This is a genomic window from Leclercia sp. 29361 (genome assembly GCF_011290365.1).
In the GTDB taxonomy this organism is placed as follows: Bacteria; Pseudomonadota; Gammaproteobacteria; order Enterobacterales; family Enterobacteriaceae; genus Enterobacter; species Enterobacter tamurae.
On sequence record NZ_CP049786.1, the window covers coordinates 536,970 to 551,979 of the forward strand.

Annotated in this window: 14 protein-coding genes; 10 read left to right on the forward strand and 4 right to left on the reverse strand. The window is 59.6% G+C overall.

Translation table 11 applies throughout. The annotated features are described in order from the left end of the window. Positions 1-117 precede the first annotated feature (117 nt). The 10 genes from G7090_RS02565 (at position 118) to G7090_RS02610 (ending at position 8,791) form a co-directional block, all read left to right on the forward strand. The gene (locus G7090_RS02565) at positions 118-456 is read left to right on the forward strand and encodes a glycine dehydrogenase (RefSeq protein ID WP_166181422.1); all 339 of its coding nucleotides are present in this window, start codon (positions 118-120) and stop codon (positions 454-456) included. An 11-nt stretch (positions 457-467) separates the two neighbouring features. Further along, the gene (locus tag G7090_RS02570; RefSeq protein WP_002437459.1) at positions 468-830 is read left to right on the forward strand and encodes an SFCGS family glycine-rich protein; all 363 of its coding nucleotides are present in this window, start codon (positions 468-470) and stop codon (positions 828-830) included. Between the two features lie 2 nt (positions 831-832). Continuing rightward, positions 833-1,132 carry a DUF4312 family protein gene (locus G7090_RS02575; protein WP_006810338.1) on the forward strand — a complete coding sequence of 100 codons (300 nt, stop codon included), beginning with the start codon at positions 833-835 and terminating at the stop codon, positions 1,130-1,132. Positions 1,133-1,154: 22 nt separating this feature from the next. Beyond that, positions 1,155-1,931 carry a DUF4311 domain-containing protein gene (locus G7090_RS02580; RefSeq protein WP_106994093.1) on the forward strand — a complete coding sequence of 259 codons (777 nt, stop codon included), beginning with the start codon at positions 1,155-1,157 and terminating at the stop codon, positions 1,929-1,931. A 13-nt stretch (positions 1,932-1,944) separates the two neighbouring features. Beyond that, positions 1,945-2,586, forward strand: a complete 642-nt coding sequence (locus G7090_RS02585; RefSeq protein WP_106994094.1) for a DUF4310 family protein — start codon at positions 1,945-1,947, stop codon at positions 2,584-2,586. 42 nt (positions 2,587-2,628) lie between these two features. Next, positions 2,629-3,762, forward strand: a complete 1,134-nt coding sequence (locus G7090_RS02590; protein ID WP_166181423.1) for an amidohydrolase/deacetylase family metallohydrolase — start codon at positions 2,629-2,631, stop codon at positions 3,760-3,762. Continuing rightward, entirely contained in the window at positions 3,746-4,864 is a 1,119-nt protein-coding gene (locus tag G7090_RS02595) for a DgaE family pyridoxal phosphate-dependent ammonia lyase (RefSeq protein ID WP_166181424.1), read from the forward strand. The genes G7090_RS02590 and G7090_RS02595 overlap by 17 nt, the downstream gene beginning before the upstream one ends. After that, a complete protein-coding gene (locus G7090_RS02600) occupies positions 4,861-5,601 on the forward strand; it encodes a KDGP aldolase family protein (protein ID WP_166181425.1) in 741 nt (246 codons plus the stop codon). Before G7090_RS02595 ends, G7090_RS02600 begins: the two co-directional genes overlap by 4 nt. Positions 5,602-5,724: 123 nt before the next feature. After that, entirely contained in the window at positions 5,725-6,861 is a 1,137-nt protein-coding gene (locus G7090_RS02605) for a lactonase family protein (RefSeq protein ID WP_166181426.1), read from the forward strand. Between the two features lie 19 nt (positions 6,862-6,880). Then, positions 6,881-8,791, forward strand: a complete 1,911-nt coding sequence (locus G7090_RS02610) for a transcription antiterminator (RefSeq protein ID WP_166181427.1) — start codon at positions 6,881-6,883, stop codon at positions 8,789-8,791. Positions 8,792-8,793: 2 nt separating this feature from the next. Here the strand turns inward: G7090_RS02610 and nrdG are convergent, their stop codons facing one another. The 4 genes from nrdG to treB all read right to left on the reverse strand — a co-directional run bounded on the left by nrdG (position 8,794) and on the right by treB (position 14,981). Then, positions 8,794-9,258, reverse strand: coding sequence for an anaerobic ribonucleoside-triphosphate reductase-activating protein (gene nrdG / locus G7090_RS02615; protein ID WP_166181428.1), 465 nt, complete (start codon positions 9,256-9,258; stop codon positions 8,794-8,796). Positions 9,259-9,398: 140 nt separating this feature from the next. Continuing rightward, a complete protein-coding gene (gene nrdD, locus G7090_RS02620; RefSeq protein WP_166181429.1) occupies positions 9,399-11,537 on the reverse strand; it encodes an anaerobic ribonucleoside-triphosphate reductase in 2,139 nt (712 codons plus the stop codon). 372 nt (positions 11,538-11,909) lie between these two features. Next, positions 11,910-13,565 (reverse strand): alpha,alpha-phosphotrehalase, encoded by a 1,656-nt coding sequence (gene treC / locus G7090_RS02625; protein ID WP_166181430.1) that lies wholly within the window; start codon positions 13,563-13,565, stop codon positions 11,910-11,912. A gap of 48 nt (positions 13,566-13,613) precedes the next feature. Further along, positions 13,614-14,981, reverse strand: a complete 1,368-nt coding sequence (treB, locus tag G7090_RS02630; RefSeq protein WP_166185064.1) for a PTS trehalose transporter subunit IIBC — start codon at positions 14,979-14,981, stop codon at positions 13,614-13,616. Between the last annotated feature and the right edge of the window lie 29 nt (positions 14,982-15,010).

Here is a 15,010-nt window from a genome sequence, read left to right on the forward strand (position 1 = left end):
TGTGGCACAGATCACTGGCGCCGGGTTCCTTTCCACTTCGAAGTGGAAAGGAACTCGCTACAAACAATTAACCCCCGGCGTTAGTTTTATCCCAGAGCCAATAACGGGGTAAGACGAGTGATTAACGGAACGGTAATAAACGACACTGGAGACCAGGCGGCGCAAACTGAACAGCTCGCCGACACCATGCTCAAGCAGACGTTCACTCTGCTTAGTCATCACCACATTATCCCCAGTGCCGTTCAGGAGCAGATGCTCACCTCCCACGTTCGCGCGATGGCGCACCGGTCGGTGACCGGTGAGCCGCTGCCAGAAGTTGAGGCTGACCTGTTCGACGAAATTTCACCTGAATCAATGCGGCTTGCCCGCGAAGTCGTGGCGCAGTTTGGCAACCTTCCTGATGAAGAAGCTTGGCTGCTCTCCGTTCACTTTGAAGTCGCAAAAGACAACCTTTAAGGAGCAACACTATGGAACAAATTACAGTCGTTATCGGCGATCGCCTGGGTAAAGGTCAGAAGGTTGCAGCAGGCGTTGAAAAAGCGGGTGGTCGTGCCGTGGTTGTGCCAGGCGTGGCAGCAGACATGAAGCTGGGTGACGTGATGAAGGCGGAAAACGCCACTTTCGGCATCTCCTTCTGCGGCAGCGGCGGCGCGGGGGCGATCACCGCTCAGACCAAATATGGCTACAAAGCGAAGTACGGCATGCGTTCCGTGGAAGAGGGCGTCACCGCCATCAACGAAGGTTGCAACGTGCTCGGTTTTGGCTTTATGGATAAAGAAGAGCTGGGCGAGCGTCTGGTACAGGCGTGGCAGAAGAAGCACGGCGCATAAGCATGAAAGAACAGTTCACCACCACGGTGAGAGTGAAAGGCAAGGGTGACGCCAAAGCGCGCGCCTTTGCCGACGCGCTGAACCACGTTCAGGCCGCGGTGATGAAAGCATCGCCGCATATCTTACTGCGTATTGAGCCACAGGATGTGCAGGTTGTTCAGGCGCAAGAAGCGGTGCGTAAAGAGGCGTTTCTGTTCTTCTTTTTGCGCCGGGAAAGACGCACCTACAGCGTGGAGCTGGATGTGACCGTCAACGTGACTGCCATCAATCTGGACCAGGTGGACTTTGTCACGCAACGCTGATTCTTACTAATAGGGCAGACTAATGTTCCTGATAATTTTAATAAAATCGCTCATCATCGGCGGCCTGGTTGGCGTCGGCGTGGGCGCCGGGGCTGCACGCATGTTCCATGCGCCTACCACTCAGGGTATGGGCGCATTTCGTACGTTGGGGGAGCTGAACTCCTGTGAAGGGGATCCGGCCTCTCACTTCTCCTTTGGGTTAGGCTTCTTCTTCAACGCCTGGGCCTCGTCGGTTGCGGCGGGTTCCTTCACCCAGGACGTTGACCACCGCATCATCCCGAACTGGGGTGCCGCGGCACTGATGATCAAAAACCGTAACGTCGGCGAGACGCTGCACGATCCCCGCAAAATGGCGATAGCCTGCGGTGTGATCGGCATGATGGTCGTCACCTTCCTGAACCTCACCGCCTCGTCCGTTCCTGCTGCGCTTCAGGTCACCGCCGTGAAGGTGCTGGTACCGGCCGCAAACCTGCTGGTGAACACCGTGATGCCGGTGATCTTCTGGCTGGCGGCTATCGACGCGGGTAAAAAATCGGGCTTCTGGGCCACCGTCTTTGGCGGCGCGGCGCAGCTGATCATGGGTAACGCCGTACCGGGCCTGGTGCTGGGGATCCTGATCGGTAAAGGTGTGGAAGAGAGCGGCTGGAACCACGTCACCAAAGTGATGATGGTCGCCATCGTATTGCTGTTCGTGCTGAGCGGCTTCTTCCGCGGCTTCGACATGAAGATGATTGAATCCTTCCATCTGACCGTGCCGAACTGGCTCGACATGATCCACAACTCGCTCAGCGGCAAGTAACAGGAGCCTCTAAATGGAACAGAATAAAGGTTTTTGGTATGCCGACTGGTCGTTTCCGATCTTCGTTGGCCTGCTCTCCTCCGGCGTGTTCGCCGGGACGCACATGTACTACCTCTACGGCATCGGTGCCTTTAACGAAGTGGCCTTCGTGGCGATGCTGAAAGCGGGCATCGATACCGGTGCCTACGGCGCGGTTGCTGCCTTTGGCGCCAGCTTCCTGTTCGCCCGTATTATCGAAGGCTCCCTGGTAGGGATCCTTGATATCGGCGGGGCGATCCAGACCGGCGTGGGCTTAGGTGTTCCGGCGCTGCTGCTGGGGGCGGGGATTATGTTCCCGGTGACCAACTTCCTTGCCTCGCTGGCAACCGGCCTGGTGATTGGCCTGGCGATTGGTTACATCATCATCCTGGCGCGTAAGTTCACCATCAACCAGAGCAACTCCACCTACGGGGCGGATGTGATGATGGGGGCCGGTAACGCCTCCGGCCGCTTCCTTGGGCCGTTGATTATCCTCAGCGCCATGACCGCGTCGATTCCTATCGGCATCGGTTCCCTGTTAGGTGCCCTGCTATTCTACATCTGGCAGAAGCCGATTACCGGTGGCGCCATCCTCGGCGCGATGCTGTTGGGCTGGCTGTTCCCTGTCGCCCTTTAATACCCGCGGGCGCTCAGGCGCCCGCCTTATCAGGAGAACCCCATGTTTGATTTACTCCTGCGCCGTGCGCGCCTTACCGACGATACCCTGACCGATATCGCCATTCAGGACGGGAAGATCGCGGCGGTGGGCGACCTCACCGATCCCGCCCATCATACCGTTGAGCTAAACGGTGACACCTGGGTCAGCGCAGGCTGGATTGACTCCCACGTCCACTGCTACCCGAACTCCCCGATTTACCATGATGAGCCGGACAGCGTGGGCATTGCCACTGGCGTCACCTCGGTGGTGGACGCGGGCAGTACCGGGGCGGATGACGTGGATGACTTCTACGAGATTACCCGCAACGCCGCCACCGAGGTCTTTGCCCTGCTGAACATCTCCCGCGTGGGGCTGATTGCCCAGAACGAACTGGCCAATATGGCCAATATCGACGCCAGCGCGGTGCAGCAGGCGGTGAAACGCCACCCGAATTTTATCGTCGGCCTGAAAGCGCGCATGAGCAGCAGCGTGGTTGGTGAGAACGGCATTACGCCGCTGGAGCGCGCCAAAACCATCCAGAAAGAGAACGGCGATCTGCCCCTGATGGTGCACATCGGCAACAACCCGCCGAACCTTGATGAGATTGCCGACCTGCTGAGCTCCGGGGACATCATTACCCACTGCTACAACGGCAAACCGAACCGCATTCTGACCCCGTCGGGCGAGCTGCGTGCCTCTGTCACCAACGCCCTGAAACGCGGCGTGCGTCTGGACGTCGGCCACGGCACGGCGAGCTTCAGCTTTGAGGTGGCGAAACGCGCCATTGCGCTGGGCATTCTGCCGCACACCATCAGCTCGGATATCTACTGCCGCAACCGTATCAACGGCCCGGTGGGCTCGCTGGCCAGCGTGATGTCGAAATTCCTCGCCATCGGCATGTCGCTGCCGCAGGTGATTGAGTGCGTGACCGCCAACGCCGCCGACGGCCTGCGCCTGGCCCATAAAGGCCGCATTCAGCCAGGCCTCGACGCCGACCTGACGCTGTTCACCATTAAACGCCAGCCAACCGTGCTGACGGATGCCGAAAACGACAGCCTGCAGGCTGAACATATTCTGGTGCCGCTTGCCGCGATCCGCGCGGGCAAGGGCTACATGACCGAACAAGGGAGCACGGAACATGCCTTCAATTTTTGAGAAATACAATTTAAAACAGGTGATTAACACCTCCGGGCGCATGACCGCGCTCGGCGTCTCCACCCCGCGCCCGGAAGTGGTGCAGGCGGCCATGGAGGGGATGAACCAGTACTTCGAGATGAAGGATCTGGTCAACAAAACCGGTGAGTACATCGCGAAGCTGCTGGATGTGGAAGGGGCGACCGTCGTCTCCTGCGCCTCGGCGGGCATCGCCCAGTCGGTGGCGGCGGTGCTGGTGAAAGACAGTGACTGGCTGCTGGAGAACCTGCACATCACCCCGATTGAGAACAACGAGATCGTCCTGCCGAAAGGCCACAACGTCAACTTTGGCGCCCCGGTCGGCACCATGGTGGCGCTGGGCGGCGGCAAGCTGGTGGAAGCCGGTTACGCCAACGAATGCTCCGCCGATCAGCTGGCGGCGGCGATCACTCCGCGCACCGCGGCAATCCTCTATATCAAATCCCACCACTGCGTGCAGAAGAGCATGCTCAGCGTGGAGCAGGCGGCAGTAGTCGCCCGGAAACACGATCTGCCGCTGATCGTCGATGCGGCGGCGGAAGAAGATCTGCACGCTTACTACTGTTCCGGCGCGGACCTGGTGATCTACAGCGGGGCGAAGGCCATCGAAGGGCCAACCAGCGGCCTGGTGATCGGCCGAACTCAGTATGTGGAGTGGGTCAAGCGTCAGACGGCGGGCATTGGCCGCGCCATGAAGGTGGGTAAAGAGGGCATTCTGGGTCTGACCTGCGCCATCGAACACTACCTGACGGCGACCAAAGAGAGCGGCGACGAGATGGTGGCGAAGATGACCCCGTTTATCGATGCCCTGAATACCCTTAACGGTGTCACCGCCCGCGTGGTGTGGGACAGCGCCGGTCGTGACATCGCCCGGACCGAGATCAAGTTTGACGAAGCCACTACCGGCGTCGGCACCGGCGACCTGGTTGCGAGACTGAAGCAGGGCGAATACGCCATCTACTTCCGCGGCTACAAGGCCAACGAAGGGATCATCGAAGCCGACGTGCGCAGCGTCAGCGCTGACCAACTGAATATCGTCTATCGCCGCATCAGCGAAGTATTAGGCCAGGAGAAAAAGGCATGAAACTGACCCCCAATTTTTATCGCGACCGCGTCTGCCTGAACGTGCTGGCCGGTTCCAAAGCTAACGCCAGCGCCATCTATGAAGCGGCAGAAGGCCATGTGCTGGTGGGCGTGCTCTCCAAAAACTACCCGGACGTGGCGAGCGCCGTGGCGGATATGCGCGAGTATGCTCAGCTTATCGACAACGCGCTCTCCGTCGGCCTCGGGGCGGGCGATCCGAACCAGTCGGCGATGGTGAGCGAGATCTCCCGCCAGGTGCAGCCGCAGCACGTCAACCAGGTCTTCACCGGCGTCGCCACCAGCCGCGCGCTGCTGGGGCAGAGTGAATCCGTGGTCAACGGCCTGGTCTCCCCGACCGGCACCGTCGGGATGGTCAAGATCTCCACCGGCCCGCTGAGCAGCGCGGCACCGGACGGTATCGTCCCGGTGGAAACCGCGATTGCCCTGCTGAAGGATTTCGGCGGCAGCTCAATCAAATACTTCCCGATGGGCGGCCTGAAATGCCGTGACGAATACCAGGCGGTGGCGGAAGCCTGCGCCCGTCACGACTTCTGGCTGGAGCCGACCGGGGGCATCGATCTGGAAAACTATGAGGAGATCCTGCAGATCGCCCTCGACGCGGGCGTGAGCAAGATCATCCCGCATATCTACAGCTCGATCATCGACAAAGCCAGCGGCGACACCCGTCCTGAAGATGTCCGCACGCTACTGGAAATGACGAAGAAACTGGTGAAGTAATAAAAACAACACCCCTCACCCCAGCCCTCTCCCCAAAGGGGAGAGGGAACTTTTACACCCTCTCCCCTTTGGGGAGAGGGCCGGGGTGAGGGGAACAAACCGCACACACCTTAAGGAGCCACCATGCACACCCGTAACCTGCTTGTCGCTTCACTCTCAATGCTTGCCACCGCCGCCGTCGCCCAGACGCAGTATGCCTGGGTGGGCACCTACAACCCCAACGGTGAAGGTCTGTACCGCTTTACCCTGGACCCGCAATCCGGTGCGCTCGCCAACAAAACGCTGGTGAGCACGCTGCCGAACGCCGCGCAGCTGACCATCTCGCACGACGGCAAAACGCTCTATCTGGCCAGCGAAGTGGAGCAGGGCGTGGTGCAGGCGCTGCGGGTGGGCGATAACGGCGAGCTGAGTGAGCTCAATCAGGTGGTCTCCGGTGGGGCGGGTCCGGTGTATCTCTCCCTGACGCCGAACGGCCAGCATCTGCTGGTGGCGAACTACGTCAGCGGTTCGATTGCGGTTCTGCCGATCAACGCAGACGGCAGTCTGGGTGATGCTACCGACAAACATCAGGATCAGGGTGAACCTGGCGCCGCGAAACCGGAAGCGGCGGCAGAGGGCAGCTTTGCCATCAGCGATCACAACGGCCCCCATGCGCACATGATCGCCGCCGATCCAAGCGGGAAATACGTCTTTTCCACCGATCTGGGGCTGGATCGGATCTACCAGTACCGTTTTGACGATCAAAACGGAAAACTGACCCCGAACGATCCGCCGTTTATCAGCGCCTCCTCGAAAGGGGCCGGACCGCGCCACTTCGTCTTTACGCCAAAAGGGGATGCCCTGTGGCTGATTAACGAAGAGGCGTCTACGCTGACCCATTATGCCGTGGAGGCTAACGGCACCCTGAAAGAGGGCAAGACGTTCTCTGCGCTGCCGGACGGTTACAAAGGCACCAGTTTTGCCGCCGGGCTGGCACTCAGTGCTGATGGCAAACAGCTGTATGTCGCTAACCGTTTGCATAACAGCATCGGGCACTTTACCGTAACGGCGGATGGCACGCTGACCCATCAGGACGATGTCTGGACGCGCGGCGATTATCCCCGCACCCTGACGCTGGATAAACAGGGGCGCTGGCTGTACGTCATGAACCAGCGCAGCGACAACATCACCCGTTTCCGCGTGGCGCAGGACGGCAAGCTGAGCTTCGAACCAGACTATACCCCGGTCGGCAGCCCATCCCAGATGGTCATTTCACCCTAAGCTGTAAGAGGACAACCACGTGCGATTTCCCAACCAACGTTTAGCGCAACTTTTCGATCTGTTGCAAAACGAAACGCTGCCTCAGGATGAACTGGCGCAACGGTTGTCGGTCTCCACGCGTACCGTCCGGGCTGACATTACCGCACTCAATGCGCTGCTGGCGGGAAACGGGGCGCAGTTTATTCTCAGCCGCGGGAACGGCTATCAGCTAAAAATTGACGATCCGGCCCGCTATCAGCAGTTGCAGGATTCCCATCCGCGGATGCTGCGTATTCCGCGTACCGGCCCGGAGCGGGTGCACTACCTGGTAGTGCGCTTTCTCACCTCGGCCTTCTCCCTCAAGCTGGAAGATCTGGCCGACGAGTGGTTTGTCAGCCGGGCCACGCTGCAAAGTGATATGGCGGAGGTACGGGAGTGGTTTCACCGCTACCGCCTGACGCTGGAGACCCGCCCGCGCCACGGCATGAAGCTGTTTGGCAGTGAGATGGCGATCCGCGCCTGTCTGACCGATCTGCTGTGGCAGCTGGCGCAGCAGGACAACCTCAACCCGCTGGTGACGGAAGTGGCGCTCAACGCCGGCGTGCCGGAACAGCTCGCCGCCGTCCTGCATGAGACCTTCACCCGCCACCATATTCGCCTCACCGACGAGGGCGAACTGTTTTTGCGCCTCTACGGTGCGGTGACGGTGCGACGCATCAGCGAAGGTTATCCGCTCCCGGAATTTAACGCCGAAGAGGTGGCCGAGAACGTGCGCGATGCCGCCCGGGATATCGCCAGCGCCATCGCCCGCCTGGCGGATAAGACCCTTTCGCCCGCGGAAGAGACCTGGCTGGGGGTGCATATCGCCGCGCGCCAGGTGCAGGAGATCTCCCCCAGCGCCATTAACGCCGATGACGAAGAGGCGCTGGTCAACTACATCCTGCGCTATATCAACACCCACTTTAACTACAACCTGCTCGACGACACTCAGCTGCATGCGGATCTGCTGACCCATATAAAAACCATGATCACCCGCGTGCGCTACCAGATCATGATCCCCAATCCGCTGCTGGATAACATCAAGCAGCACTACCCGATGGCGTGGGACATGACCCTCGCCGCGGTCTCCAGTTGGGGGAAATACACCCCATACGTGATCAGCGAAAACGAGATCGGTTTCCTGGTGCTGCACATCGGCGTCGGGCTGGAGCGCCACTACAACATTGGCTATCAGCGCCAGCCGCGGGTGCTGCTGGTCTGCGACGCGGGCAACGCGATGGTGCGGATGATCGAGGCGGTGCTGCAGCGCAAGTACCCGCAAATCGAGGTGACGCGCACCCTGACGCTGCGGGAGTACGAGCAGTGCGAGAGCATCAGCGAAGATTTCGTTATCTCCACTGCGCGAATCGCGGAAAAAGCCAAGCCGGTGGTACAGATCGCCCCGTTCCCGACCGACTACCAGTTAGAGCAGATCGGCAAGCTGGTGCTGGTGGACAGGACGCGCCCGTGGATGCTGGAGAAGTTCTTCGACGCCAGCCATTTCCGGGTTATCGATCGCCCCATCGACCAGCAGACGCTGTTCCGCGAGCTGTGCGGTCAGCTGCAGGAGGAGGGGTTTGTTGACGCGGAGTTTCTCGATTCGGTGGTGGAGCGTGAGGCCATCGTCAGCACCCTGCTCGGCGACGGCATCGCCCTGCCGCACTCCCTCGGATTGCTGGCGCAAAAAACCGTGGTCTACACCGTGCTGGCCCCGCAGGGCATCCAGTGGGGCGACGATACCGCGCACGTCATCTTCCTGCTCGCCATCAGTAAAAGCGAGTACGAAGAGGCGATGGCGATCTACGATATCTTCGTCACCTTCCTGCGTGAAAGGGCCATGACCCGACTGTGCGGATGCCACGATTTTGACGAGTTTAAAACCGTGGCGATGGAGTGTTTGAGTCGTTTTTGAGTTCAACGCAAATGATGCACCACCTGATTACTGCTGCCGCGCCAGATCAGCATCGGATCTTTCAGATCCTGCATAAACTTGCCGTCGATCAGCACGTTGATCAGCTCTACAACCTGCATCTGGTCATCGTTTAATTCATCCAGCTTATAGCCGGTCCAGACCCAGATATCTTTGCCCTTACACTCGGCGCGAATGCGCCGCACCAGCCGCAAAATATCCGGCACGTTCTGCGGGTGCAGGGGATCGCCACCGGAGAGGGAGATCCCCTGGCGTTTGATGCGCGTGTCGTTGAGATCGTCGATGATCCGCTGTTCCATTTCTGCGGTGAACGGCATGCCGGAGTTGAGCCGCCAGGTGCCTTTGTTGTAGCAGCCGGGACATTCGTGGATGCAGCCGGAGACAAACAGGGTGCAGCGGGTGCCAGGACCGTTGACGATGTCGACGGGGTAGTACTGATGGAAGTTCATAGCGTTAACCTGATGCCCTCACCCCGGCCCTCTCCCACAGGGAGAGGGAGAAAACCGGTGCCGGGCTTAACAATCTGCTCGATCGGTTCCCTCTCCCTTGAGGGAGAGGGGTAGGGTGAGGGGGAGAACCCTGCGCAGAATTAACCGATCTGCCCATTCCCCAGATGCTTCACGCGGCGCTTCACCTCTTCCTGCTTCCCGGCGTTGAACGGACGTGCATCCGGGCTGCCGAGATAACCGCACACCCGGCGGGTCACGGAGACGCGGGCGGCGTCGTGATTACCGCATTTCGGGCAGGTGAAGCCTTTGCTGGTGCATTCGAACTCGCCGGTAAAGCCGCACTCGTAGCACTCGTCGATGGGCGTGTTGGTACCGTAATAAGGCACGTGCTGATAGCTGTAATCCCATACGTCTTCCAGCGCCTTCAGGTTGTGCTGGATGTTCGGGTACTCGCCGTAACAGATAAAACCGCCGCTCGCCACCGGTGGGTAAGCCGCTTCAAAGTCGATCTTGTCGTACGGGTTCACCTTCTTCTCCACGTCGAGGTGGAAGCTGTTGGTGTAATACCCTTTGTCGGTCACCCCCTCCACCACGCCAAACTCGGCGGTATCCAGGCGGCAGAAACGGTCGCACAGGTTTTCGCTCGGGGTGCTGTAGAGGCTGAACCCGTAGCCGGTTTCGTCTTTCCACTGGTCCACCGCATCGCGCAGACGCTGGACAATAGCGATGCCTTTCGCCCGCAGGGTTTCGCTGTCGTAGATATGCTGATCGCCTGCCAGGGCGTTAATGGTTTCGTGGATGCCGATATAGCCCAGCGAAATAGAGGCGCGGCCGTTTTTGAAGATCTCCGACACATCGTCATCAGCCTTTAGGCGCACACCGCAGGCCCCTTCCATATAGAGGATCGGCGCGACACGGGCTTTGACCCCTTCCAGGCGGGCGATACGGGTCATCAGCGCTTTACGCGCCAGCAGCAGGCGCTCGTCCAGCAGCGTCCAGAACGCGGCTTCGTCACCATTGGCTTCCAGGGCGATACGCGGCAGGTTCAGGCTGATCACGCCCAGGTTGTTACGTCCGTCGTGGATCTGCTCGCCATTTTCATCTTCGTACACGCCGAGGAAACTGCGGCAGCCCATCGGGGTTTTGAACGACCCGGTGACTTTCACCACCTGGTCATAGTTCAGAATGTCCGGGTACATGCGCTTGCTCGCGCACTCCAGCGCCAGCTGTTTGATGTCGTAGTTCGGATCGCCGAACTTGTGGTTCAGGCCGTCGCGGATAGCGAACACCAGTTTCGGGAACACCGCGGTTTTGCGGTTTTTGCCGAGGCCAGAGATGCGGTTACGCAGAATGGACTGCTGGATAAGACGGGATTCCCAGCTGGTGCCCAGACCAAAGCCAAAGGTGACGAACGGCGTCTGGCCGTTGGCTGTGTGCAGGGTGTTCACCTCATACTCCAGCGACTGGAAGGCGTCATAACACTCTTTCTCGGTGCGGGAGCGGGCATAGCCGTCGGCATCCGGGATCTGCCACTCTTCTGCCGTCTGACGGTGCTTGTTAAAGCTGGCAGTCACAAACGGGGCCAGCACTTCGTCGATCCGGTTGATGGTGGTGCCGCCGTAGATATGGCTGGCGACCTGGGCGATGATCTGCGCGGTCACCGCGGTGGCGGTGGAGATTGATTTTGGCGGCTCAATCTCGGCGTTACCCATCTTAAAGCCGTGGGTCAGCATGCCCTTCAGGTCGATCAGCATGCAGTTGAACATCGGGAAGAACGGCGAGTAGTCGAGATCGTGATAGTGAATATCCCCGCGCTCGTGGGCCTGCACCACGTCGCGCGGCAGCAGGTGCTGACGGGCATAGTGCTTGGCGACGATACCGGCCAGCAGGTCGCGCTGGGTAGGGATCACCTTGCTGTCTTTGTTGGCGTTTTCGTTGAGCAGCGCAGAGTTGGTCTGTTCCACCAGACCACGGATCTCCTGGTTCAGGCGACCACGTTTTTCACGCTCGATATCCCGGTCGTGACGGTATTCAATGTAGGCGCGGGCCAGTTGCTTATAAGGGCCAGACATCAGCTGGTTTTCTACCGCGGTCTGGATCTCGTTGATATCCACCTTGCTGCGGTTTTGCATCTGATTACTGACAACGTCTGCGACGGTGGCGCAGTAATCTGCGTCATCGACTCCCGCTGCTTTAGCTGCACGCAGAATCGCTTCCTGAATGCGCTCTGATTTGAAAGGCACGTTACAGCCATCTCGTTTCATCACATGCGGTGTCATGATCACTCCATTTTAAGAACAGGTTATCCACAGAGGCAGGGAAAGGGGTCGGGACCGTAACTGCCGACTCGCCCGCGATTTCTCCTGATATCGACCCTTTTTATCCACACTTTTGCGCAGCGTGGTTGGCATCGTCTTGTGGCAATAATAGACGATAAATACAACATCTTGGGTCGGAGAGCATTTTAAGTTCTATATGTAGTGCTTTGCATCAAACAAGTTTGCGATTTATTTGATTCAGGACAAGGTAAAAAACGAAGTGTACAGATGGCGGGCGATCCGGGGTTTGTAAATTCTGCAAGCGCTAATCTGGTTGATTTTCCACCAAAAAAGGGGTGCGCCGGGCAACCGTGCGGTGCCCGGCGGATAACGTCAGGCCTGCAGCCACCATACCGCCTCAAACGGACGCAGGGTCATGGCGCCAGGCTGCGGCGACACTTCGGTGTAGTTGCTCATCACCACCTGCCAGTCGCCCTCAACCGCCTGCGGCTGCCACGACTGACACTCACGGCTCAGGCTGGCGACCACCATCAGCGTCTGGCCCTGCCACTGGCGGCGATAGCACCACAGGGACGGGTGATCCGGGAGCAGATCCTGATAATCCCCCCAGGTCAGCACCGGCAGGGTTTTACGCAGCTGGATCAGCGTCTGATAGGCGTAAAACACCGAATCCGGATCGGCCAGCGCCGCCTCGACGTTGATCGCCTCGGCGTTATTCCCGAGGGCGATCCACGGCTCGCCGCTGGTAAACCCGGCATTGGCGGAGCTATCCCACTGCATCGGGGTGCGGCTGTTGTCGCGGGATTTACTGGCGAGGATCGCCAGCAGCTCGTCGGCATCCCGTCCCTGGGTACGCAGCCCGGCGAACATGTTGTGGCTCTCCACGTCGCGGTAGTCGGTGATGAGGGTGAAGTGCGGGTTGGTCATGCCAATCTCTTCGCCCTGATAGATGTAAGGCGTGCCCTGCATGCCGTGCAGCACCATCCCCAGCATCTTCGCCGCCGGGACGCGGTACTCGCCCTCGTCGCCAAAGCGCGAGACGATGCGCGGCTGGTCGTGGTTACACCAGAACAGCGCGTTCCAGGCTTTATTGTGCATTCCCTGCTGCCAGTGGCTGAACAGCGCTTTCAGCGCCACGAAATCGGGTTTCGCCAGCGTCCACTTCTCGCCGTTGGGATAATCCACCTTCAGGTGGTGGAAGTTAAAGGTCATCGACAGTTCGCGCCCGTCGAGGGCGGCGTACTGCTGGCAGTGCTCCAGGCGGGTGGAGGACATCTCGCCCACCGTCATCAGGTTGCGCGGGGTAAAGACGTCCCGGCTCATCTCCTGCAGATAGTCGTGAATGCGCGGCCCGTCGGTATAGAAGCGACGGCCATCGCCAATGGTATCGTCCGGGAAATCCTGGTCCTTCGACACCAGGTTAATCACGTCGAGACGCAGGCCGTCCACGCCGCGATCGGCCCAGAATTCGCACACTTTTTTCAGTTCGGCGCGCACCTCGGGGTTTTCCCAGTTGAGATCTGCCTGCTCGGGGGCAAACAGGTGCAGATAGTACTGCTCGCTTTCGGCATGCCAGCGCCAGGCGTTGCCGCCAAACTTGGATCGCCAGTTATTGGGCAGTTGCTCCGGGGTGCCGTCGCGCCAGATATAGAACTCCCGGTACGGGCTCTCTTTATTGAGCGACTCGCGGAACCACGCGTGCTGCGTAGAGGTGTGGTTAAACACCATATCCAGCACGATGCGGATCCCGCGTTGATGGGCTTCGGCCACCAGCTGGTCGAAATCATCCAGGGTGCCGTAGGCCGGATCGACGCTGACGTAGTTCGCCACGTCGTAGCCGTTATCCACCTGCGGAGAGATATAGAACGGCGTTAGCCAGATGGCGTCGATGCCGAGGGTGCTGAGGTAGTCGAGACGTTGGGTCACGCCGTGCAAATCCCCGGTGCCGCGCCCGGTGGTGTCCTGGAAACTCTTAGGGTAGATCTGATAGATGACGCCGTTCTGCCACCAGTGAGGAAGGGTATTCATGATGCGTTCCTGCAAATGCGAAGGGGTGCAACGGCGCCCCGAAAGAGATTAAACAATCTGCAAAGTGCCCTGACGGAACTTGCGCTGATAGATAATGGTGGTCAGCGCCATCGGGACGATAATCGCAATGGCCATCGCCAGGGAGAAGACCTGCCAGTAGCTGGTCTGGATAGAGAGGATGCCCGGCAGGCCCGCCAGCCCGGAGCCGATCATCGCGCAGAGCATCGGGAAGCGGTATTTCAGGTTGATGCCGTACATCGCCGGCTCGGTGACCCCGAGGTAGGCGGAGATCGCCGCCGGGACCGAGATTTCACGTTCGTTATGCTTCCGGCTGACGATGATGATGCCCGTCACCGCCGAGGCCTGCGCAATGTTCGACAGGGCAATCAGCGGCCACACCGGGGTGCCGCCGAGGCTCTGGATCATCTGCATATCGATTGCCAGGGTGGTCTGATGCACGCCGGTGATCACCAGCGGGGCATACAGGAAGCCAAACAGCGCGGCGCCAATCGGGGCGAAGCTGCCGGTCATCAGGTGACGCACCGCGTACGCCACGCCGTCGCCAATCATACGGCCAAACGGACCGATAAAGGCGTGGGCGAGGAACACCGCGATGATCAGGGAGCACACCGGCACCACCACCAGATAGAGATAATCCGGCACCATGCGCTTGAGGCGGGTCTCAATCATCCCCAGCGCCAGACCGGCCAGCAGGGCCGGGATCACCTGCGCCTGATAGCCCACTTTGGCGATGGTAAACAGGCCGAAGTTCCACACCTCAGGCACCTGCTGCCCAAGTAAGTAAGCGTTCATTAACTGCGGAGAGACCAGGGTTACGCCCAGCACGATACCCAGAATCGGCGTGCCGCCCATTTTGCGCACCGCCGACCAGCAGATCCCCACCGGCAGGTAGAAGAAGATCGCCTCGCCAATCAGCCACAGGAAGTCATAGATGCTTTGCAGGGCCGGGTACATCTGGGCGAGGGTTTTGCCGTCGCTCATCGGTATATCGCCGATCAGGTTACGGAAGCCGAGGATTAAGCCCCCGCTGATCAGCGCCGGCAGCAGCGGGAAGAAGATCTCCGCAAAGTGTGAAATGAGCTGTTCATGCCACTTCATGTTCTGACGCGCGGCCTTCTTGGCCTGCTCTTTATCCGCCGACGAGTGGCCGGTGGTGGCCAGCAGCGCCTTGTAGTAGTCGCCGACTTCGGTGCCGATCACTACCTGGAACTGCCCGGCGTTGGTGAAGCAGCCTTTCACCATCGACAGCTCTTCGATGGCTTTCGGGTTGGCCCTGGCCGGATCGTTTAACACAAAACGCAGGCGGGTAATGCAGTGGCTGACGGTGGCGATATTGTCACGTCCGCCAACCAGCACGATCAGCTGGTCGATATCCGTTTGTTTTACTTTGCTCATCATGAAACCTCATGACAGATGGTAGGGGT

Bases quoted from the DNA above. Each gene is read 5' to 3' on its own strand.
- G7090_RS02570 (WP_002437459.1), top strand. From the start codon at position 468: ATGGAACAAATTACAGTCGTTATCGGCGATCGCCTGGGTAAAGGTCAG.
- G7090_RS02575 (WP_006810338.1), top strand. From the start codon at position 833: ATGAAAGAACAGTTCACCACCACGGTGAGAGTGAAAGGCAAGGGTGAC.
- G7090_RS02580 (WP_106994093.1), top strand. From the start codon at position 1,155: ATGTTCCTGATAATTTTAATAAAATCGCTCATCATCGGCGGCCTGGTT.
- G7090_RS02585 (WP_106994094.1), top strand. From the start codon at position 1,945: ATGGAACAGAATAAAGGTTTTTGGTATGCCGACTGGTCGTTTCCGATC.
- G7090_RS02590 (WP_166181423.1), top strand. From the start codon at position 2,629: ATGTTTGATTTACTCCTGCGCCGTGCGCGCCTTACCGACGATACCCTG.
- G7090_RS02595 (WP_166181424.1), top strand. From the start codon at position 3,746: ATGCCTTCAATTTTTGAGAAATACAATTTAAAACAGGTGATTAACACC.
- G7090_RS02600 (WP_166181425.1), top strand. From the start codon at position 4,861: ATGAAACTGACCCCCAATTTTTATCGCGACCGCGTCTGCCTGAACGTG.
- G7090_RS02605 (WP_166181426.1), top strand. From the start codon at position 5,725: ATGCACACCCGTAACCTGCTTGTCGCTTCACTCTCAATGCTTGCCACC.
- nrdG (WP_166181428.1), bottom strand. From the start codon at position 9,258: ATGAACTTCCATCAGTACTACCCCGTCGACATCGTCAACGGTCCTGGC.
- nrdD (WP_166181429.1), bottom strand. From the start codon at position 11,537: ATGACACCGCATGTGATGAAACGAGATGGCTGTAACGTGCCTTTCAAA.
- treC (WP_166181430.1), bottom strand. From the start codon at position 13,565: ATGAATACCCTTCCTCACTGGTGGCAGAACGGCGTCATCTATCAGATC.
- treB (WP_166185064.1), bottom strand. From the start codon at position 14,981: ATGAGCAAAGTAAAACAAACGGATATCGACCAGCTGATCGTGCTGGTT.